Below are 21,207 nucleotides of genomic sequence, written 5' to 3' on the forward strand. Positions count from 1 at the left end.
GGTCGTGGACGTCACTTATCGAATAGCCCGGACAGAGGCCGAACGAGCCGATGTGATCCTGCTGCGTGACGCCGTTTACGTGCAGGACCAGGGCCGGCTCGCCGACACGGCCGACACGGCGGCCACCTTCGACCGCTTCGACGGGACGGCCGAATACATCGTCGGCTACCTCGACGGCGCGCCGGTGGGCACCGTCAAGGTCGTCCCGGACACACCCTCGGGGCTGCCCTGCGACGACACCGTCGACCTGGCCTCGCTGCGGCCGGGAAACCGGCTGGTGGAGTTCGGCCACCTGATGACCCTGCCGGAGCTCCGGCACCGGGAGATCGGCATGGCGCTCATGCGCCAGGCGCTGGTCCACGCCGTCCGCACGCACGAGGCGACGCACATCATCGGTGACTTCTTCGTCGACGACACGGGCGGCCTGCGCAGCTTCTACCGGGACATCGGCTTCGTGGCGCTCGGCGAGCCGTACACGGACGAACGCTTCCAGGGCGCGCCGCTCAGCCTGGTGGCGGCCCTGGACGTGGCCGCCGCCGCGCAGGCCGCGCGCGACGACGTACAGCGCGGCAACCGCGTGCTGCAGTACTTCTTCGGCGACTACGACAGCTACGCGCCCGCCGATCCGAAGGGGGCCGTGTATGCGCACTCGACGCCAGCGGCTGGCTGAACTGAAGGCGGCGCACAACCACCCCACCTACGCCAAGATGGCGTTCGTCATGGGCTGCAAGGTCCAGGACCGGGGCGAGGGGAGCCGCGTCAGCGACGACGAGGGACGGTCGTTCCTCGCGATGTTCGACCAGTACGGCAACCAGTCCTTCGGCTACTCCCATCCGCGGATCGTCGCGGCCGTGCGGGAGCAGCTCGACACCGGGGTGCTCAACAGCACCAAAATCATGTTCGAGGACGTGCAGATACGGCTCTCCGAGCGGCTCGCGCAGCTCACCGGGCAGCGGCTGCCGTACTCGTACCTGGCCAACGGCGGCGGGGAGACGATCGACAACGCGCTGAAACTGGCCCGGGCCGCGACCGGCCGCCCCGGTGTCATCAGTGCCCGCGGCTGCTTCCACGGCAAGACCTTCGCCACCCTCAGCGCCTCCAACCGCCCCGAACACCGCGCGCACCTGGCCCCGTTCATGGAGCACTTCCGGCAGGTGGACTTCGGTGACACGGCCGAGCTGGCCGCCGCGCTCGACGACTCGGTCGGCGCGGTCCTGCTCGAACCCGTGCAGGCGGAGGCCGGGGTGATCGTGCCGCCGCCCGGCTACCTGCAGGAGGTGCGCAGGCTGTGCACCGAGGCGGGGGCCCTCCTCGTCCTGGACGAGATGCAGACGGCCTTCGGACGGTGCGGGACCTTCTTCGCCTACGAGCAGTCCGGCATCGTCCCCGACCTGGTGTGCGTGGGCAAGGCGTTCGGTGGCGGTGTGCTGCCCGTCTCGGCGGTGCTGGGCACCGAGGAGGTGTGGAAGGTCCTGCGGGAACTGCCCTCGACGTTCGGATCGAGTCTGGGCGGCAACCCGCTGTCGTGCCGGGTCGGCCTGGAGAGCGTCGCCATCGCCTCGGACCCCCTCTTCCTCGACGGGGTGCGGGAGAGGGCGCTGACGATCGGACACCGGCTGGCCGCTGCCGCCGAGCGGCATCCCGGCGTGCTCGCCGCACACCGCGGGGTGGGCATGATGCACGGCCTGGAATTCCACGACCAGGCCCTGGCCGGTCTCGTCCTCGGGCGACTGCTGGAAGAGGGCATCACGTCCACGTACTCGCTGTACAACGCGAAGGTGCTGCGGGTCCAGCCCCCCATGGTCATCGGCCTTGACGAGCTCGATCACTGCCTGACGGTCCTCGACACCCTGCTCGCGGAGGCCGACGCGCATCTGCGCGCGGTCGACGAGGGGCGTGCCGACGGCTCCGGCACCGAACTGTCCCCGCTCACCCGCACCGTGTCGCTGCCGCACCCGGCCCACGAGGTGCTGGAGCTCCTGCACGCCCGGCCCCGCATCCTGGATCCCTTCGCCGCCACCGGCGCGGGGTCGACGGGGCACGAGGCGGAGTTCGCCGGACGGCTCGGGGCGGACACCGTGGTCTGGGCCGACCGCGCGGAGACCACCGCCCAGGGGGTCCGGCTGAGCGCCGAGGCCGGCTGGCTGTGGCGCACCCTCTGCCGTGAGGCGAGGGTCACGCCCGCCACCGACGGCGGCAGCGTCCTGCACCTGCGCGTCACCTGGGACACCGACAGCGGCTCGTACGAGGAACTGCTCGGCGGCCGCATCGGCTTCCTGGCCGGCCGGGCGCTGACCGAGTGCGTCGCGGCGCTGCGGTCCGCGCTCGGTCCCGTGCGGGAGACCGTGTGACCCGCGCGCGGCCCCGTGCGGGCCGCCCCGCCGACGCCCCGCACGACGAGAAGGCAACAGCGGCAACGAAAGGCGAACCCGAAGTGAGCATGACCCTGAACGGCCTCACCGACCGGTACGGAGGCCACGAGGACGCCCGCGTGGTGGAGATCGACGTCTCCGGCACCCGCCGGGAGATGACGCAGAGCGATCTGCACGCCCTGGCGGCCGAGCGCGCCGGGCAGTTGACCGCCGCGGGCGTACGCCGGGGCCACCTCATCGGGATCAAGGCGGGCAACAGCATCGACTGGCTGGCCTGGGACCTCGCGGCACTGGCCACCGGCGCCCTGCTCAAGGCGTTCCCGGACTCCACGGAGGTGACCGACCCCGCGGAGTTCACCGCCCGGCACCGCCTGGCCCTGCTCATCGCGGACGACTCCGTACCGCTCACGGCACCCACCGTGATCCGGCCGGACGGCGTCCCCGGGGAGAGCGTGGTGCCGCCGAGCGCCGAGGTGTACGACCACGCGGACGTGCACAGCCTGGTCTACTCCTCGGGCACATCGGGCCGGCTCAAGGGACTTCGCATCACGGCGAGCGGCACCGAGTACGTCATCAACCGCTTCATCGACAGCTACCGGATGACCGCCGCCGACCGGCACCTGATCTTCCTGCCGCTCTCCAACTACCAGCAGCGGTTGTCGGTCTACTGCTGCCTGTGGCTCGGGGCGGACCTGGTGCTCGCCCCCTACCAGCGCGTCTTCCAGGCCCTGCGCAAGGAGCAGCCGACCTTCCTGATCGGCCCGCCCGTCTTCTACGACACCGCGCTGCAGCTCAGCGCGTCGAGCGGCGCGGGCACCGGCCTGGGCGACTTCCTCGGCGGGCGCATCCGCTTCCTGATCACGGGAATGGCGCCGATCCGGCGCGAAACCCTCGAAGGGTACTGGAAGCAGGGGGTGTGCCTCCTGGAGGCGTACGGGCTGACGGAGACCGGCATGGTCGCCTGGAACACCCAGGACGCCTACCGCCTCGGCTCCGTCGGCAAGCTGATCGACCCGGAAGCGGTGATCTTCCTGGAGGACGGCGAGGTGGTCATCAAGCGTCCGGCGCCGCTGAGCCAGGGCTACTTCGAGACCGAGGACGGCGCGCCCGAGGACTGCTTCCGCCCCGACGGCTCCATCCTGACCGGTGACTACGGGCGGCTGGACGAGGACGGGTACCTCACCCTGATCGGCCGCAAGAAGGACGTCATCGTGCTCGGCAGCGGGCGCAAGGTGCACCCCGCCGAGATCGAGGGCGCGTTCGCCGCCGTCGAGGGCCTCAGCGAGATCATCGTGGTGCCGACCTCGCAGTCGGCCAGGCTCGGCGCGATCATCACCCCGGCCGACCCCGCGGACGCCGACCTGCGCGTACAGCTCCGCAAGCGGGTCGAGGAGGTCAACGGCTCGCTCCCGCCCCACCAGCGCGTGATGTCGATGATCTTCTCCGAGCGGCCGCTGCGGTCCGACCCCGCCTTCATGACCGGCAACCTCAAGCTGAGCAGGGCGCGTGCGGCGGAACACTTCGCCGCCACGGTCTCCGCCGCGCCGGCGGCGGACCCGGCAGTGGACGAGGGGGGCCGGTGAACGAGCCGGGCGGGCCCGTGGCGGCCGTCGGCGCCGGTCCGCGGGCCGGCGGCTCGGGCCGACTCCTCGTCGTCGACGCGCAGGTGCAGCTCGGCAGCGAACTGGCCATCCCGCGCGCCTTCTTGGAGTACCAGGCCGCCAACGTCCACCACCGGCTCACCTCGTACGGCCATCGGACGCGGCCCTCGCGCACCCTGGAGCACATACTCGCCCTCCACCAGGACGACGAGGCCGACAAGCTGGTCGCCGAGATGGACGAGGCGGACGTCGACCAGGCGTTCCTGGTCGTCCCGGACTTCTCCGAGGTGGCGCGGTGCCGCCTGTCCCGCCCCGAACTGGCGGCCTGGCACGACCGGGTCGCCCGCCGCCACCCGGGCCGCTTCCACGTCTTCTGGGGCGTGGACCCGCGAGCGGGGCAGGACGGCGTCGATCTCTTCGAACGGTGCGTCACGGAGTACGGCTTCGCCGGGCTGAAGCTGTATCCGCTGTGCGGCTACTCGCCCAGTGATCCGCGGCTGGATCCGTACTTCGAGATCTGCGCACACCACGGCCTGCCGGTCCTCACCCACACGGGTCCGGGCTGGGGGCCCCTGGACTTCTCGTACGGCAGTCCCCTCCTGGTGGACCGGGCGGCCCGCGACTTCCCCCAGGTCGACTTCATCCTGGGGCACGGCGGGGTCACCCACGTCGACGAGGCGACCTATCTGTGCGCCCACCGGCCCAACGTGCACCTGGACATCAGCCAGTTCCACTCGGTCCTGGCCGCGGACGGCTGGCAGGCGCACCTGAACCGGCTGTTCCGCACGGGCATCTGCCACAAGATCCTCTTCGGTACCTGCTGGCCCTCGTACCGCCTTTCCGAGTCGCTCAGCGGCCTGGTCGGCGCGTTCGCCCCGGGCTCCCCCGCCGTCGCCGGACTGCGGGAGGCCGAACGGCGGCTGCTGATGGGCGGCAACAGCCTGCGCCTGACCGGCCGCAGGAAGCCCGCGGGAAGCACGTCCGGAGAGCCGCACCGCACACCACCACGACCCGACGACGGCGCGACGACGCACAGGAGTGGCCAGACATGAAGCCAGACAGCGCGGAACTGGAGAAGTCGCTGATCACATGGGTGGAGGAGTGGAACGCCGGGGAGACGCAGACCGTCGTCGACGCGGACACCAACCTCAGCCACACCGGTCTGCTCGACTCCATGGCGGTGGTCGGTCTGATCGCCCACCTGGAGGAGCAGACCGACACGACCTTCGACTTCGCCACCTTCGACCACAGCGACGGCGTCACCATCCGGGGCATCGTCCGGCACTGCGTCGGATGACCACCGTCTACGACGGCCACTGCCATGTGGCGTCCACGCGCTTCATCCCCCGGGCGTTCGTCGAGGACGTCGCGGGCAACGTCCGCAGCAAGCTCGCCGCGAGGGGCCCGGCCCCCTCGGTCGCCCGCATCGCCCGCGGCTACGCCGACCAGCATCAGGACCACCTGGCCGACGGCCTCGTCGCCGAGATGGACGCCGCCGGGATCGACCGGGCGGTGCTGCTCGTACCGGACTTCAGCCTGCGCATGCCCGGAACCGTGCCGCCCGCCGAGGCGGCCCGGCTCCACCACGAGATCCGGCTGCGCCACCCGGATCGCTTCTGGGTCTACATCGGGGTCGATCCGCGGCGCGGCCCCGAGGGGGTGCGGGCCTTCGCGCGGATGGTGGACGAGTACGCCCTGGACGGGGTGAAGCTGTATCCGCCCTGCGGTTACTCGCCCTCCGACCCGGGTCTCTATCCGTACTACGAGATCTGCGCGGCCCTGTCGCTGCCCGTGTTCGTGCACACCGGGCCCACGGCGGCGAGCCTGGACTACGAGCCCGCCGACCCCATCAGAATCGACGCGGCGGCCCGCGACTTCCCCCGGGTCGACTTCGTGTTGGGGCACGCGGGGCTGACCCATGTGGACACCGGCGGCTACCTCGCGGCGTACCGGCCCAACGTGTACCTGGACATCGGCGGGTTCGCCAGTTCCCCGAACCTCCCGGACTGGCCGGAGCATCTCAACCGGCTCTTCCGGGCGGGCATCAACCACAAGATCATCTTCGGTACGGACTGGCCGCTCGGTCGCATGGGCGGCGGGCTGAAGCGCCTGACCGACGAGATCCTGCACGGGCCGACCGTCTTCTCCGGGGTCTCCCGCACCGACCGACGACTCCTCCTGTCCGAGAACCTGCTGCGCGTCCTCGCGCCCGGCAGCCGCCCCGCCGGGCACCCGGCGGCCGCACCGCGCAACGGGGCCGGCGGCGTCACCGGCTGACGACCCGACGGCCCCGCCCGCCGCGCGCTCCGGACCGCACCGGCCGCCGTACCCGGTCCACAGCCCCGGACCCAAGACCCGGAACAGCCCTGCGGCGGGATCCGCCGGCCGAACAAGTGAGGTACTGAGCAATGGCATTCACCGGATCGGAAAGCGCACCGGCGTGCCACCGGCCCGCGGCCGGCGGCACGGCCCTGACAGATCTCTTCGAGGCCCGGGCGCTGCGCCATCCCCGGCGCACGGCCGTCAGCCACGGCGGCGACCGTCTCGACTACGCCGCGCTCGACGCGCGCGCCAACCGGCTGGCGCGCGTCCTGATCCGGCGCGGCGCGGGACCCGAACAGCTCGTCGCCCTGGCCCTGCCGCGCTCGATCGACCTCGTCGTGGCCGTTCTCGCGGTCCTCAAGTCCGGCGCCGCCTACCTCCCGCTGGACCTGCACCACCCCGCGGAACGGCTGGAGGGCGTCCTGGCGGACGCCCTCCCGCTGCTCCTGCTCAGCCAGGACCCCCTAGACCTGCGCACCGAGACGCCCCGGCTGGTGCTGTCCGCCCCGGAAACCACCGCGGAGCTGGCGGAACAGGACCCGAGGCCCCCGACGGACGCCGACCGCACCGCGCCCTTGGACCCAGACACGGCCGCGTACGTCATCTACACCTCGGGGTCCACCGGCCGGCCCAAGGGTGTCGTGGTCACCCACCGGAACGTGGTCCGCCTCTTCACCCACAGCGCGCCCCACTTCCACTTCACCGAACAGGACGTGTGGAGCCTCTTCCACTCCTACGCCTTCGACGTGTCGGTCTGGGAGATGTGGGGCGCCCTCCTGCACGGCGGACGGCTGGTCGTCGTCCCGTACGACGTCAGCCGCACGCCCGAGCGCTTCCTCACCCTGCTCGCCGAGGAACGCGTCACGATCCTCAGCCAGACCCCGTCTGCCTTCTACCCCCTGATCCAGGCCGACCGGGACCGGCCCGCGCAAGGCGACCGGCTCGCCCTGCGCGCGGTCGTCTTCGCCGGCGAGCCGCTCGACTTCGCGAAGCTGGGCCCCTGGTACGAGCGCCACACCGACGACGCGCCGGTCCTGGTCAACATGTACGGGATCACCGAGACGACCGTCCACGTCACCTACACGGCGCTCACCCGGGAGGACACCCTCGGCCGGCCCGCCGGCCGGATCGGCGCTCCGCTCGCGGACCTGTCGGCCCACGTCCTCGACGAGGCCCTGCGCCCCGTGCCGGCCGGGGTCACCGGCGAGCTGTACATCTCCGGGCCGGGCCTCGCCCGCTGCTATCTGAACCGGCCGGGGCTCACCGCGGGACGCTTCGTCGCCGACCCGTTCGGGCCGCCGGGCAGCCGCATGTACCGCAGCGGCGACCTGGCGCGCCGGAACGCCGAGGGCGCGCTGGAGTTCCTCGGCCGCGCGGACCAGCAGGTCAAGATCCGCGGCTTCCGCATCGAGCCGGGTGAGATCGAGTCGGTCCTCACCACCCACCCCGCCGTGAGCCAGGCGGCCGTCGTCGTCCGCGAGGACCGCCCCGGCGACCCACGCCTGACCGCCTACGCCGTCACCGCCCCCGGGGCCGGCGAGGCGGCCGACGACACCGCCGCCGAGCAGGTCGGTGACTGGGCGAAGGTGTTCGACTCCCAGTACGCGCGCACGCCCCGCGCCGACACCCCCGCCCCCGCCTTCGGCGAGGACTTCTCCGGCTGGCACGACAGCTACCTCGACGGCGCGCCCCTGCCCGTCCCGCACATGCGGGAATGGCGCGAGGAGACCGTCCGCCGCATCCGCGCCCTGCGCCCCGGCCGCGTCCTGGAGATAGGCGTCGGCACCGGCCTGCTCCTGTCGCGACTGGCTCCCGACTGCCAGGAGTACTGGGGCACGGACGTCTCCCGGCAGGCCGTGGACCTGCTGCGCCGCGAGGTGGCGGCCCGGCCCGCGCTGGCCCCGCGGGTCCGGCTGAGCTGCCGGGCGGCCGACACCATCGGCGAGCTGCCCGCCGGCCACTTCGACGTCGTCGTCCTCAACTCCGTCCTGCAGTACTTCCCGGACCCCGGCTACCTCCACGCCGTACTGACGCGGGCCCTTGCGCTGCTCGCGCCGGGCGGGGCCCTGTTCGTCGGCGACGTCCGCGACGCGCGCTCCCTGCGCTGCTTCACCACCGCCGTGGAACTGCGCCGCTTTGCCGCGGGCGGCGACGCGGCCGGGCTGCGCCGGGCCGTGGAACGGGCCCTGGCGCTGGAGGAGGAACTGCTCCTGGCGCCCGACTACTTCCACGCCTTCGCCCGGCGCCAGCCGTCGGTCGGCGCGGTCGACATCCAGGTGCGCCGCGGCCGCCACCACAACGAGATGACCCGCTTCCGCTATGACGCCGTGCTGCACAAGACGACGGCACCGCACGCACCCGACCCGCACGAGGCGCCCCACCGGTTGCTCTGGACCGGCGTGGAGGACCCCCTCGCCACCCTCACCGCGTACCTGGGCGAGCACCGTCCCGCGCAGTTGCGGATGTCCGCGATCCCCAACCGGCGGACGACCCGGGAGGCCGCCGCCGTCCGGGCCCTGGACGAGGGAGCGACCCCGGCCGAGGCGCTGGACCTCCTGTCGGCCGCACCGCACGGAATCGAGCCCGACGAGCTGTACGCACTCGGTGCGCGGCTCGGCTACCGGGTGGCGGTCGCGCCGTCGCCGACGGACGTGGACGCCGTCGACGTCCTCTTCTCCCGCGCCGACAGCACGTTGCAGGCGTACGAGCCCACCGCGGAGCCGGGTGCTCCGGCCGCCTACGCCACCCGCCCGGCGGCGGCCCGCCACGGCACACGGCTGACCGCCGAGCTGCGCGCGTACCTGCGCGACAAGCTGCCCGACTACATGGTGCCGGCGGCGATCGTGCTCCTGGAGCGGCTGCCCCTGACGGTCAACGGCAAGCTCGACCGGGCGGCGCTGCCCGCCCCCGCCGTCGAGGCCGGCTCCGGCCGTCCCGCGCGCACGGAGCTGGAACGCGAGCTGTGCGACCTGTTCGGCGAGATCCTCGGCGTCGCGGACATCGGCATCGACGACGACTTCTTCGCGCTCGGCGGCCACTCCCTGCTGGCCACCCGCCTCGCGGCCCGGGTACGGGCCGCGCGGGGCACCGAACTGCCCGTCCGCGCCCTCTTCGACAGCCCCACCGTCGCCCAGCTGGCCGACCGGATCCAGGACCGCGGGTTCGACACCGACACCCGTCCCGCGCTGCGGCCGGCCGACCGGCCCGGCACGCTGCCGCTGTCCTTCGCCCAGCGCCGCCTGTGGTTCCTGCACCACCTGGAAGGACCCAGCCGCGCCTACCACGTGCCCTGGCTGGTCCGGCTGACCGGCGAACTGGACACCGGCGCGCTCCACGCGGCCCTCCAGGACCTGCTCGCCCGCCACGAAGTCCTGCGCACGGTCTTCCCCGACCAGGACGAGGAGCCCTGCCAGCGGATCCTCGACCCGGCGGACATCCGCGCGGCCCTGCCCGTGCGGCGCGTCACCGACGACGCGCTGACCGCCGCCCTCGACGAGGCGATCGAGCGGCCCTTCGACCTCGCGGGTGACATTCCGCTGCGCGCCCACCTCTTCACCCTCGGCCGGGGCCGGCACGCGCTGCTGCTCGTGATCCACCACATCGCCTGCGACGGCTGGTCCTTCGCGCCCTTGGCCGAGGATCTGATGGCGGCCTACGAGGCGCGCGCCGCCGGCGTGCGGACCGAGGACGCCCATGCGGCCGGCATCCGGTCCGACGGTTGTTCCGGGCCGCCCGTGCAGTACGCCGACTACACGCTGTGGCAGCGCGACCTGCTCGGCGACCCCGGTGACCCGGCCGGCCGGCTGGCGCGCCAACTCGCCTACTGGCGGCGGGAGCTGAGCGCGCTGCCCGCGGAGCTGGACCTCCCCACGGACCGCCCGCGCCCCGCGGACCCCACGTACCGGGGCGCGACGGTGTCCCTCGCCTGGGGCGCGGAACTGCACCGTGCGCTGGCCGAGCAGGCCCACCGCAGCGGCACCAGCCTCTTCATGGCGCTGCAGGCCGCCCTGGCCGCCCTGCTGACCCGGCTGGGCGCGGGACACGACATCCCCATCGGCTCCCCCGTCGCCGGGCGCACCGACCAGGCCCTGGACCGGTCCGTCGGATTCTTCGTCAACACCCTCGTGCTGCGCACGGACACCTCCGGCTCCCCGAGCTTCCGGGAGCTGCTCCACCGCACCCGCGACACCGCGCTGGGCGCCTACGCGCACCAGGACGTGCCCTTCGAGTACCTCGTCGAGGACCTCAACCCGGCCCGTGCCATCGGCCGCCATCCGCTCTTCCAGGTCTCCCTGGCGCTGCAGAACGCCCCCGAACCCCGCTGGACCACCCCCGGGCTGGAGATCGACAGCGAACTCCTGCACCCGGGGGCGGCCCGCTTCGACCTGCTGCTCAACGTCACCGAGCGGCGGACGGCGGACGGCGCGCCGGACGGGTTGACCGGCTTCCTCGAATACAGCACCGACCTGTTCGACCGGGAGACCGCCCTCGGCCTGCTCACCCGGCTGACCCTCCTGCTGACCCGGGCGGTGAGCGCCCCGGACACGCCCGTCGAGGCCCTGGACGTGCTGACCCCCGAGGAGCACCGCAGGCTGCTGGCGGAACACGCCCGGACCGACCGTCCCAGGCCCGCCACCACCCTGCCCGCCCTCTTCCGGGACCAGGTGGCCCGCACCCCGGAGGCGACGGCCGTGATCTGCGGCGGCGACCGTCTCACCTACGCCCGGCTCGACGCCCGTGCCGACCGGCTCGCCAGGCGGCTGAGCGCGGCCGGAGCGGGGCCCGACCGGCTGGTGGCCCTGGCCCTGCCCCGGTCGGCGGACATGGTGGTGGCCGTACTGGCCGTCCTGAAGACCGGCGCCGGATACCTTCCCCTGGACCCGCGCCACCCGGCCGGGCGCATCGCCCTGGTCATGGCCGACGCGGCCCCCGTCTGCGCGGTCGCCACCGACGAGACCTCGGCACTGCTTCCCGGCGGCGTTCCGGTGCTGCGTGCCGACGACGCCCTCACCGACGGCCCTCTCCCCCACGACAGGCCGCTGCGAGCGCCGCTCCCCGGCAACACCGCGTACGTGCTCTACACGTCCGGGACGACCGGCCGCCCCAAGGGCGTGGCGGTCCCGCACTCCGCCGCCGTGAACCTCGCGCTCTGGGCCCGGCGCACCTTCGGGCGCCAGGGGCTCTCCCACGTCCTGGCCGCCACTTCGCTGACCTTCGACGTCTCCGTCTTCGAGATCCTGTGCCCCCTGCTGTGCGGCGGCACCGTCGAGGTCGTCCGCGACGTGCTCGCGGTGGCGGAGCGCCCGGCGGGACGCTGGACGGGCAGTCTGCTCAGCGGTGTGCCCTCGGCCGTGTCCCATCTCCTCGGCCAACACGACGTCGACCTCCGGGCGGAGACGGTCGTCCTGGGCGGCGAGGCGCTGCCCGCCCATGTCGTGGCGGAGGTGCGGGCCGCCGTTCCCGGGGCCCGGATCGCCAATGTCTACGGGCCGACGGAGACGACCGTCTACGCCACGGCCTGGCTGGGCGAGGACTGCGGCCACCGCGCTCCGCCCATCGGCCGCCCCCTCGACAACACCCGCCTCCATGTGCTGAACGGGCACCTCAAGCCCGTCCCGCCCGGGGTGGTGGGTGAGCTGTACATCGCGGGCGCCGGGCTGGCGCGTGGCTACCTCGGCCGCCCCGTGCTGACCGCGGAGCGCTTCGTCGCCGATCCCTTCGGCGGCCCGGGCGAGCGGATGTACCGCACCGGTGATCTGGTACGTCGGCACCGGGACGGCTGCCTGGAGTTCATCGGGCGGACGGACGACCAGGTCAAGATCCGTGGCTTCCGCGTCGAACCGGACGAGGTGGCGGCGGCGCTGACCGGCCATCCCGGCGTCGGCCACGCGGCCGTGGTCGTACGGGAGGACCGGCCGGGCGACAAGACGCTGGTCGCGTACTACGTGCCCGGCCGCGGCACGCGGGACGCGCCCTCGCCGGCGGAACTGCGCGCGCACCTGGAACGGACCCTGCCCGCGTACATGCTCCCCGCCGCGTTCGTGGAGCTGGACCGGCTCCCCCTGAACGCGAACGGCAAACTCGACCGCCGTGCCCTGCCCGCGCCGGACACCGCGGGAACCGGGGCGGGGCGGGCCCCGCGCACGCCGGACGAGAAGGCCCTGTGCGACCTGTTCGAGCAGGTGCTCGGGGTGTCCCGGGTCAGCATCGACGACAGCTTCTTCGACCTCGGCGGACACTCCCTGCTCGCCACCCGGCTGATCGCGCGCATCCGGGCGGACCTCGACGCGGGCATCCGCGTCCGGACGCTCTTCGAAGCGTCCACCGTGGCCGCGCTCGCCACGCGCCTGCGCACAGAGGCATAGACGCACATACACGCATACACACCGAGAACACACCCGATCCGCCCGGTCCCCGGGCTTCCGTCACGACGTGGAGGCACCCGCAACATGAAGCACGCCAACTTGGGACGCTCGGGGCTGGTCGTCGGGCGCCTGGGCCTCGGCACCATGAACTTCGGTACCCACACCCCGGAGCCCGAGGCGCACGCCATCATGAACCTGGCGCTCGACAAGGGCGTGAACCTCTTCGACACCGCCAACACCTACGGCGCGCGACTGGGCGAGGGGATCACGGAGCAGATCATCGGCAACTGGCTCGCCGAGGACCCCGCCCGCCGCGACCGGATCGTGCTGGCCACCAAGGTCTACGGGATGATGGGCCGCAGGCCCAACTCCGGCCGGCTGTCCGCCTTCCACGTCAGGAAGGCGTGCGAGGACTCGCTGCGCCGGCTCCGGACCGACCACATCGACCTGTTCCAGGTGCACCACGTCGACCGGACCACACCGTGGGAGGAGACCTGGCAGGCACTGGACCTGCTGAGGACCCAGGGCAAGGTCACCTACATCGGCACCTCCAACTTCGCCGGCTGGCACCTGACCAGGGCCCAGGAGCACGCCCGGCAGCACCACACGCCCGGCCCGGTCAGCGAGCAGTCCGTCTACAACCTCCTGGAACGCACCGTCGAGCTGGAAGTGCTGCCCGCCTGCCGCGGGTACGGCATCGGCCTGCTCCCGTACAGCCCGCTGCAGGGCGGTCTGCTGGGCGGGGCGGTCCGCCGCGGCGCCGGCGGTGGTCGCGCGGCGGAGCCCGCGTCGGGCAAGCGGCTCAAGCAGCACCACGAGCGGATCTCGGCGTACGAGAAGTGGTGCGCCGACCAAGGGCTGCCACCCGCCCAAGTGGCCCTGGCCTGGCTGTTGCACCAGCCGGGCGTCACCGCGCCGATCCTTGGCCCGCGCGTGGCCGAGCAGCTCGACCAGGGCCTCGCGGCACTGAAGATCTCCCTGGAGAAGAGCCAGCTCAAGGAACTCGACGCGCTTTTCCCCGGGCCCGGCGGACCCGCCCCTGAGGCGTACGCCTGGTGAGTGTGCCCGTGGCGGGGGCGTGGGCCCGACGCGGGGCGCCGCCCCGCGCTGTCAGCGGTGCTCGGCGGGGCTGCTGTCCACCGTCCGGCCGGATTCGGTCGGACGGCCCTCCTGCGCGGGCGGCAGCATCCGCTCGGCGAGCAGGAGCGCGAACGAGGCGACGGTCAGCAGCCCGCCCACCAGGAACGTGGCCCGCACGCCCCAGGCGGGCAGGACGAGCCCGCCGAGCAGTGCCCCGCCCGCGATCCCGAGGTTGTAGGCACCGGAGTTGGCCGCCAGGGCGATCTCGGTACGGCCGGGCGCGAAGCGCAGCATCTGGTTCTGCGTGGCCATGAACACCGGGCCCAGTGAGCCGCCCAGCAGCACCAGGGACGCGACGGCTCCGGCCTGGGCGCCGCCGACCGCGTACAGGCCCAGCATGCCGGTCGCCTGGGTGACCACCGGCAGGGCCAGCGTGCCGCGCGGGTACCGGTCCAGGAGCGGCCCCGCGACCGTCACACCGACCACGCCCGAGATACCGGAGACCATGAGCAGGGCGCTGACGGAGGTGTCGGAGAAGTCGCTCACGTCACCCAGGAACTTCACGAGGTACGTGTAGCCGGCGAAGGCGCCCGTGACGGAGAGGGCGGTGGTCGCGAGCACGAGTTTGAACCGCCGCTTGTCGGGGGCCGAACCGTAGGCGGCGTGGCCCTCCTCCGGACGGGACGTCGGGAGGAGAACGGCAATCGTGACGAGCGAGACGAGCCCCAGCCCGGCCAGCACGACCAGCGGGACCTGCCAGGCGCTCTGCTGGCCCAGCCAGGTGCCGAGCGGGACGCCCAGCACCAGGGCCAGCGAACCGGCCACCGACAGCACCCCGATCACCCGCCCCCGCACCGCCGGGGCGAACAGGCCGACCGCCACCGGCCCCATCACCGCCCAGAACAGCGCCTGGGCGAGCGCGGTCACCAGCCGGGCGGCCATCAGCAGCCAGTAGCTGGAGCCCAGGGCCGAGACCAGGCTGGACAGGACGAGCGCGGCCAGCAGCACGGTGAGCACATGGCGGCGCGGCATGGAGCGGGTGACGTGCGCGAGGGGCAGGGAGACCAGGGCGACGGTCAGTCCATAGGCGGTGACCAGGTAGCCCACGGCCGAGAGGGACACCTGCACGTCGTCCGAGATGAGCTTGAGCAGCCCGATCGGCAGGTTCTCCGTGGTGTTGAAGGTGAACGCGGCCAGCATCAGGGCCGCGAGCACGGCCAGCCTGTGCCGACGCGCCGCCGGTGCCGTTGCCATGCAGCCTCTTCCCGCTCGCCCGCTTGTCGATCACACTCCGCCTGAACATACGCACAACTCCCGTGCGCGGTGAACTGCTTGAGGCCACTTTGGCCGAGAAGCCGTGCTGAGGGGTTGAAGCGCCCCTTGAGCGCGGCGGCGACGCCGGGGGGGGGTCTGGGCCTCGCCGACCAGGGCACGGCGTTCCCCCGATTCGGGCATGCTGTCGATACGGCACGTGCCGCGCCGTATCGACATGCGGGGGGGTACGGCCGACGGCGCCGAGGCGGTCCCCGACCACGGCATCGTCGGCGGCAACCCACCCGTACGCCGACAGTCCCGACCACCCCCTCTCCGGGAAGAGCCACCAGCATGCCCACTGCGACCGACCGAACTCCCTTCACCGACTGGCTCCACCGCCATGCCATCCCGCTCAGCCACCTCGACCCGGCCGCACCCCTGGACGACCTGGAACCGCTGCGGGCAGTCCTCGACGGTGTCCGCGTGGTCGCCCTGGGCGAGCACTCCCACTTCATCGACGAGTTCGCCGCGCTGCGCGGGCGCATCCTGCGCTTCCTCGTCGAACGCTGCGGCTTCACCGTCCTGGCCTTCGAGTACGGATTCAGCGAAGCCATCCGCCTCGACGCCTGGGTCCAAGGTCACGGAGCCGACGACGCCCTCTCCGCGCTGCTGGCATCGTCGGTCCCCATCGGGCTCCCGGAGCCCCTGCGCTTCCTCCGCCGGCACAACCGCTCCGCCGCGACACCGGTCCGCTTCGCGGGGATCGACATCCCGGCCGCCGGCGGGTCGTTGCTCCCCGCCCTGGACCCCGTGGCCGACTACCTCCGCCGGATCGACCCGGAGAGCCTGCCCGCGGTGCAGGGCGCGATCACGATCGCCTCCTCCTTCGCCGGTGACTCCGCAGCCGCGGCAGCACCCGCGTGGGCGCGCCTGACCACCGCCGAGCAGGACACCCTCACCGCACTCCTCGCACGGCTGCACGTCCGGTTCCGTGCCCTGAGACCGCTGTACCTCTCCCGTGGAGACCAGCACGGCTACGACACCGCCCTGCGATGCCTGGAAGCCGCCTGCCACGGCGACTACACATTCCGTGCCATGGCCGCCCTCTTCGCCGGAGAGGGTCTCACCGCCGACACCTCCGCCCGTGACTCTTACATGGCCGAATCACTCCTGTGGCACCTGGACCGGCCCCCCCGCGCGGCCCGCGTCGTCCTGGTGGCCCACAACGCCCACATCCAGAAGACCCCGATCGTCTTCGACGGCCACCTCACGGGTTTCCCCATGGGGCAGCACCTGCACGACGCCCTCGGGGACAGCTACTTCGCCCTCGGCCTGACCAGCGTCACGGGGCGAACGGCCGAGATGCGCCGCGACGAAGAGGCTTCCTTCGGGTTCAGCATCCACGACACCCCGCTGGAGCCGGCCGTGCCCGGAAGCATCGAAGCGGCCTTCGCCGACACCGGCCTCGGACTCTCCGTCGCCGATCTCCGTCCCGCCCGGGCAGCGGAACTGACCGGCCCCGACCACATCCGGATGCAGAGCGTCTACCAGCGCACCCCGGTCATCGACGCGTTCGATGGCATCCTCAGCGCCCCCACCTCGTCCCCCACCACCCTGGAGAAGCCATGAGCCCGGCGCCGCCGAAACGTCCTCGGCGGCGCCCCGTCGACGGCCGCGTCCCGTCCCGCTCCGCCTGGGTTTGGTACCTTTCACTGGACACGTAAATCGATCGGATGTTCGCTTTCTGGGATCTTCGAGACGTCCGTTGTCGGCAGCAGACGCTCACGTCCTCCGACGTGCGGCGCGCCACACCATCGGACCGGGTGACAGCTCATGGCAGGAACCGATCACGAAAAGGCGCTGGACACCGCGCTCGCGCAGATCGAGCGGAAATTCGGCAGGGGCGCGGTGATGCGCCTCGGCGAGCGGCCCCACGAGGCCATCGAGGTCATCCCCACCGGATCGACCGCGCTGGACGTGGCGCTCGGTGTGGGCGGTCTGCCCCGGGGCCGTGTGGTGGAGGTGTACGGACCGGAGTCCTCCGGCAAGACGACCCTCACACTGCACGCGGTGGCGAACGCGCAGAAGGCCGGCGGCACGGTGGCCTTCATCGACGCCGAGCACGCTCTGGACCCGGAGTACGCCAAAAAGCTCGGCGTCGACACCGACAACCTCATCCTGGCCCAGCCGGACAACGGTGAACAGGCGCTGGAGATCGTCGACGTCCTGATCCGTTCCGGCGCGATCGAGCTGATCGTGATCGACTCCGTCGCGGCCCTGGTGCCGCGCGCGGAGATCGAGGGCGAGATGGGCGATTCCCACATGGGCCTGCAGGCCCGTCTGATGAGCCAGGCGCTCCGGAAGATCGCCGGCGCGCTCAGCCAGACGAGGACGACGGCGATCTTCATCAACCAGCTCCGCGAGAAGATCGGCGTGATGTTCGGCTCCCCGGAGACCACGACCGGCGGCCGGGCGCTGAAGTTCTACGCCTCCGTGCGTCTGGACATCCGCCGCATCGAGACGCTGAAGGACGGCACGGACGCGATCGGCAACCGCACCCGCGTCAAGGTCGTCAAGAACAAGGTCGCGCCGCCCTTCAAGCAGGCCGAGTTCGACATCCTCTACGGCCAGGGCATCAGCCGCGAGGGCGGTCTGATCGACATGGGCGTGGAGCACGGCTTCGTCCGCAAGGCCGGCGCCTGGTACACGTACGAGGGCGACCAGCTCGGCCAGGGCAAGGAGAACGCCCGCACCTTCCTGAAGGACAACCCCGACCTCGCCGACGAGATCGAGAAGAAGCTCCTCGGGAAGCTCGGGATCGGGTCACCGGCGACGGCCGCGGCCCCCGAGGACCCGGGCGCCGTCCCGGTCCCTGATGTCGCGCGGGTTTCGGCGGGAAGAGCCGCCTGACAGGCGGGGCCACGGTCCGGCCGGGGGCAAGGCCGGCCGATCGCCGCGGGCACGTCCGTGCTCGCGGCGATCGGCGTCCTGACGCGCCGGGCCGCCGGCCTCAGGCGTCGCGGCTCACCCCGCTCAGACCGTCTTGCTGAGGCGGTCGGCCAGCAGGGCCGCGAAACGGGCCGGGTCGGCCAAGTCACCGCCCTCGGCGAGCAGCGCGGTGCCGTACAGCAGCTCGGCCGTCCCCTTCAGCTCCGGGTCGTCGGGCCGCTTGTCATGTGCTGCCTTGACCGCGCTGACCAGCGGGTGCTTCGGGTTCAGCTCAAGGATGCGCTTGACGGACGGAAGGTCCTGCCCCATCGCCTTGTACATCTTCTCCAGGGCCGGCGTGAGGCCGTCGGTGTCGCTGACCAGGCACGCCGGTGAGCTGGTGAGCCGGGTCGTCAGGCGCACCTGCTTGACGTCGTCGAGCGTCTCGTTGAGCCAGGCCAGCACGGACTCGTACTGCCCCGCCTCCTCCGGCGACGGCTCCTCCTCGGAGGGCAGGTCCACCTCGCCGCGGGTGATGGACTGGAACTCCTTGCCCTCGTAGTCGTGGACGGCCTCGACCCAGATCTCGTCCACCCGGTCGGTGAGCAGCAGGACCTCGTACCCCTTGGCCCGGAACGCCTCCATGTGCGGGGAGTTCTCGACCTGGGCGCGGCTCTCGCCGGTCATGAAGTAGATCTTGTCCTGGCCCTCGGGCATCCGGGCGAGGTAGTCGGCCAGGGTGGTGGGCTCCTCGCCGGCGGTGGAGGCGAAGGAGGCGATGTCGAGGATCGCCTTGTGGTCCTCCGCCCGGTCCAGGAGTCCCTCCTTGACGGCGGGCCCGAACTCGCGCCAGAAGGTGCGGTACTTGTCGGCGTCCTTGCCCAGCAGGTCCTTGATGGACGCCAGGATCTTCTTGGCCAGGCGGCGGCGGATGAGCTGGATGTGCCGGTCCTGCTGGAGGATCTCGCGGGAGATGTTCAGCGACAGGTCGGCGGCGTCCACGACGCCCTTGACGAAGCGCAGGTGATCGGGCAGGAGTTCGCGGCTGTCGTCCAGGATGAACACGCGCTTGACGTACAGCTGGAGGCCGTGGCGGGCGTCCCGCTGGTAGAGGTCGTGCGGGGCCCGCGACGGCAGGAACAGCAGGGCCTCGTACTCGAAGGTGCCCTCGGCCCGCATCTGGATGATGTCGAGCGGGTCCGTCCAGTCATGGCTGATGTGCCGGTAGAACTCCCGGTACTCGTCCTCGCTCACCTCGGAGCGCGGGCGGGCCCAGAGCGCCTTCATCGAATTGAGGGTGCTCTCCCCCATCCGGACGGGGAAGGAGATGAAGTCCGAGTACCGCTTGACGATCTCCCGGATCTTCGCCTCGTCGGTGTAGTCGTAGAGCGCGTCCTCCTCGTCGGCGGGGCGCAGGTGCACGCGGACCGAGGTGCCCTCGGGGGCGTCCTCGACGGTCTCGATCGTGTACGTGCCGTCGCCGTCCGACTCCCAGCGCACGCCCGTCTGTTCACCGGCCTTGCGGGTGAGCAGGGTGACCTTGTCGGCGACCATGAACACGGAGTAGAAACCGACGCCGAACTGGCCGATCAGCTCGGCCGACTGCTTGTTCTCCTTGTTCTCCCGGAGCCGGCGGAGCGTCTCCGCCGTGCCGGACCTGGCGATGGTGCCGATCAGTCCCACGACCTCGTCGCGCGTCATGCCGATGCCGTTGTCCCGCACGGTCAGCGTGCGGGCCTCCTTGTCGGCCTCGATCTCGATGTGCGGGTCGTCCGCCTTGAGGCTGTCGTCCTTCAGGCCGGCCAGGCGCCGCTTGTCCAGGGCGTCAGAGGCGTTGGAGATGAGTTCGCGCAGGAAGATGTCCTTGTTCGAGTAGATCGAGTGGACCATCAGTTCCAACAACTGCCGCGCCTCGGCCTGAAACTCCAGCGTCTCGGTACTCATGACTTCCCTTCTGGTCGGTTGGTGGCTCTGCCGAACATGATCGGAATACATGATCGGAATGGACAGCGATCAGTATGCGACCGGGACGCGCACAGCCGCCAGCACGGGCAGGTGGTCCGTGGCCGCGCGCAGGTCCTGTTCGCGGACCCCGGTAAGGCCCATCGGCACTCCGCACCCCAGCACCCGTACCCCCGGTGTGGCGAAGACGGCGTCGATGCGCTGCAACGGGTCGCCCAGCCGGGTGGTGTGCTCGCGCCCCCACGGCTGCGTCGCCCAGCCGTCCTGGAGGGCGTGACTGAGCAGGCCGAAGGTGCGGCCGTCGGGCCGGTCGTTGAAGTCGCCGCCGACGACGGCGTGGGGCTCCTTCAGGGCGGACAACTGCTCCAGGAGCATCTGCCCCTGCGCGTAGCGCTCGTCGTCGTCGATGCTCAGGTGGCAGCTCAGGACGCCGAGGCGGGCCCGGCCGAACCGCAGCACGGCGGTCGAGAAGCCACGCTGGTGCAGACCCGGGGTGCGGGGCAGCAGCACATCTTCGGCGCGCTCCACGTGGGCACGGAGCGAGGAGAGGATCATCGGCCCGGAGGCGGTGGCACCGCCCGCCACGTACACGAGCCCGCTGGTTCGCGCGAGACGGGTGGCGGCCTTGCGCCAACGGAAGAACCGTGGCGCCTCTTGGACGCAGACGACGTCGGGCCGGCAGGCCCGGATCACCCGGGCGAGGGCGGTGACGTCGTCACGCATGGAACGGACGTTGTAGCTGAGCACGCGCACGACCGCGCTTCCGTCTCGCTCCGTCGTCGCATCAGGCAGATCCCGCACGCTGTTCCTCTCCTGGGCACTCTCCTCAACGTCTCATTCTCGCCCCGTCCCTGTACGCCCGCACCGGCCTCCAGGATTGCCGACATGTTCAGGCGGTGCTGTCGTGCCGCTGGTGGCGCTGTTCGTTGATGCGGCGGGCCTCCTCCAGCTGGTCCTCGAGGACGATGATGCGGCAGGCCGCTTCTATGGGGGTGCCCTGATCGACGAACTCCCGGGCCCGGGCGGCGATGCGCAGCTGGTAGCGGGAGTAGCGGCGGTGGCCGCCTTTGGAGCGCAGCGGGGTGATCAGGCGGTGCTCGCCGAGGGCGCGGAGGAAGGCGGGCTTGACGCCGAGCATGTCGGCGGCCCGGCCCATGGTGTACGCCGGATAGTCGTCGTCATCGAGATGGTCGACGGGACGGAGACTGGCTGGGTCCATAGAACCTTCTTCTTTCGGGACAACTTTCGGGAGACGTTTCGAAGGACATTCGGGAGACGTTTCAGGGACGTGCCGAGGGGCCCGGGCGCCGTACTGGCACCCGG

Annotated in this window: 13 protein-coding genes and 1 pseudogene; 10 read left to right on the forward strand and 4 right to left on the reverse strand. The window is 71.9% G+C overall.

The annotated features are described in order from the left end of the window. The first annotated feature begins 4 nt into the window (after positions 1-4). The 8 genes and pseudogenes from ACZ516_RS13255 (at position 5) to ACZ516_RS13290 (ending at position 13,719) form a co-directional block, all read left to right on the forward strand. Positions 5-670, forward strand: a complete 666-nt coding sequence (locus ACZ516_RS13255) for a GNAT family N-acetyltransferase (RefSeq protein WP_469010108.1) — start codon at positions 5-7, stop codon at positions 668-670. Next, positions 642-2,351, forward strand: a complete 1,710-nt coding sequence (locus tag ACZ516_RS13260; RefSeq protein ID WP_469010109.1) for an aspartate aminotransferase family protein — start codon at positions 642-644, stop codon at positions 2,349-2,351. Before ACZ516_RS13255 ends, ACZ516_RS13260 begins: the two co-directional genes overlap by 29 nt. An 89-nt stretch (positions 2,352-2,440) precedes the next feature. After that, complete coding sequence (locus ACZ516_RS13265; protein ID WP_361082262.1) at positions 2,441-3,955, forward strand: AMP-binding protein; 1,515 nt, start codon at positions 2,441-2,443, stop codon at positions 3,953-3,955. Next, positions 3,952-5,025, forward strand: a complete 1,074-nt coding sequence (locus tag ACZ516_RS13270) for an amidohydrolase family protein (RefSeq protein WP_361081961.1) — start codon at positions 3,952-3,954, stop codon at positions 5,023-5,025. The genes ACZ516_RS13265 and ACZ516_RS13270 overlap by 4 nt, the downstream gene beginning before the upstream one ends. Beyond that, positions 5,022-5,270: a phosphopantetheine-binding protein gene (locus ACZ516_RS13275; protein WP_358582101.1), complete on the forward strand. Its 249-nt coding sequence runs from the start codon at positions 5,022-5,024 to the stop codon at positions 5,268-5,270. Before ACZ516_RS13270 ends, ACZ516_RS13275 begins: the two co-directional genes overlap by 4 nt. Next, the gene (locus ACZ516_RS13280; protein WP_361081959.1) at positions 5,267-6,250 is read left to right on the forward strand and encodes an amidohydrolase family protein; all 984 of its coding nucleotides are present in this window, start codon (positions 5,267-5,269) and stop codon (positions 6,248-6,250) included. Before ACZ516_RS13275 ends, ACZ516_RS13280 begins: the two co-directional genes overlap by 4 nt. A gap of 188 nt (positions 6,251-6,438) precedes the next feature. Next, positions 6,439-12,660: pseudogene (locus tag ACZ516_RS13285) on the forward strand (amino acid adenylation domain-containing protein); the annotation flags it as partial. Between the two features lie 84 nt (positions 12,661-12,744). After that, positions 12,745-13,719 (forward strand): aldo/keto reductase, encoded by a 975-nt coding sequence (locus ACZ516_RS13290; RefSeq protein ID WP_469010111.1) that lies wholly within the window; start codon positions 12,745-12,747, stop codon positions 13,717-13,719. 51 nt (positions 13,720-13,770) lie between these two features. On the opposite strand, the gene ACZ516_RS13295 is transcribed toward ACZ516_RS13290, so the two are convergent. Next, positions 13,771-14,994 (reverse strand): MFS transporter, encoded by a 1,224-nt coding sequence (locus ACZ516_RS13295; RefSeq protein ID WP_469010112.1) that lies wholly within the window; start codon positions 14,992-14,994, stop codon positions 13,771-13,773. A gap of 351 nt (positions 14,995-15,345) precedes the next feature. Between ACZ516_RS13295 and ACZ516_RS13300 the strand changes: the two genes are divergently transcribed. Together ACZ516_RS13300 and recA are read left to right on the forward strand one after the other, a co-directional pair. Next, entirely contained in the window at positions 15,346-16,623 is a 1,278-nt protein-coding gene (locus ACZ516_RS13300) for an erythromycin esterase family protein (RefSeq protein ID WP_469010113.1), read from the forward strand. A 204-nt stretch (positions 16,624-16,827) separates the two neighbouring features. After that, the gene (gene recA, locus ACZ516_RS13305; RefSeq protein WP_469010115.1) at positions 16,828-17,904 is read left to right on the forward strand and encodes a recombinase RecA; all 1,077 of its coding nucleotides are present in this window, start codon (positions 16,828-16,830) and stop codon (positions 17,902-17,904) included. Between the two features lie 123 nt (positions 17,905-18,027). On the opposite strand, the gene htpG is transcribed toward recA, so the two are convergent. The 3 genes from htpG to ACZ516_RS13320 all read right to left on the reverse strand — a co-directional run bounded on the left by htpG (position 18,028) and on the right by ACZ516_RS13320 (position 21,103). After that, positions 18,028-19,866, reverse strand: coding sequence for a molecular chaperone HtpG (htpG, locus tag ACZ516_RS13310; protein ID WP_469010116.1), 1,839 nt, complete (start codon positions 19,864-19,866; stop codon positions 18,028-18,030). 69 nt (positions 19,867-19,935) lie between these two features. Further along, positions 19,936-20,685, reverse strand: coding sequence for an endonuclease/exonuclease/phosphatase family protein (locus ACZ516_RS13315; RefSeq protein ID WP_361081947.1), 750 nt, complete (start codon positions 20,683-20,685; stop codon positions 19,936-19,938). 88 nt (positions 20,686-20,773) lie between these two features. Beyond that, a complete protein-coding gene (locus ACZ516_RS13320; protein WP_469010117.1) occupies positions 20,774-21,103 on the reverse strand; it encodes a helix-turn-helix domain-containing protein in 330 nt (109 codons plus the stop codon). Positions 21,104-21,207 lie beyond the last annotated feature (104 nt).

Source organism: Streptomyces sp. NPDC034037, assembly GCF_055575715.1.

What these genes read in the sequence shown, in the direction of transcription:
- recA (WP_469010115.1), top strand. Translation starts at nt 16,828, where the DNA reads ATGGCAGGAACCGATCACGAAAAGGCGCTGGACACCGCGCTCGCGCAG.
- ACZ516_RS13260 (WP_469010109.1), top strand. Translation starts at nt 642, where the DNA reads ATGCGCACTCGACGCCAGCGGCTGGCTGAACTGAAGGCGGCGCACAAC.
- ACZ516_RS13265 (WP_361082262.1), top strand. Translation starts at nt 2,441, where the DNA reads ATGACCCTGAACGGCCTCACCGACCGGTACGGAGGCCACGAGGACGCC.
- ACZ516_RS13320 (WP_469010117.1), bottom strand. Translation starts at nt 21,103, where the DNA reads ATGGACCCAGCCAGTCTCCGTCCCGTCGACCATCTCGATGACGACGAC.
- htpG (WP_469010116.1), bottom strand. Translation starts at nt 19,866, where the DNA reads ATGAGTACCGAGACGCTGGAGTTTCAGGCCGAGGCGCGGCAGTTGTTG.
- ACZ516_RS13280 (WP_361081959.1), top strand. Translation starts at nt 5,267, where the DNA reads ATGACCACCGTCTACGACGGCCACTGCCATGTGGCGTCCACGCGCTTC.
- ACZ516_RS13275 (WP_358582101.1), top strand. Translation starts at nt 5,022, where the DNA reads ATGAAGCCAGACAGCGCGGAACTGGAGAAGTCGCTGATCACATGGGTG.
- ACZ516_RS13295 (WP_469010112.1), bottom strand. Translation starts at nt 14,994, where the DNA reads ATGGCAACGGCACCGGCGGCGCGTCGGCACAGGCTGGCCGTGCTCGCG.
- ACZ516_RS13290 (WP_469010111.1), top strand. Translation starts at nt 12,745, where the DNA reads ATGAAGCACGCCAACTTGGGACGCTCGGGGCTGGTCGTCGGGCGCCTG.
- ACZ516_RS13300 (WP_469010113.1), top strand. Translation starts at nt 15,346, where the DNA reads ATGCCCACTGCGACCGACCGAACTCCCTTCACCGACTGGCTCCACCGC.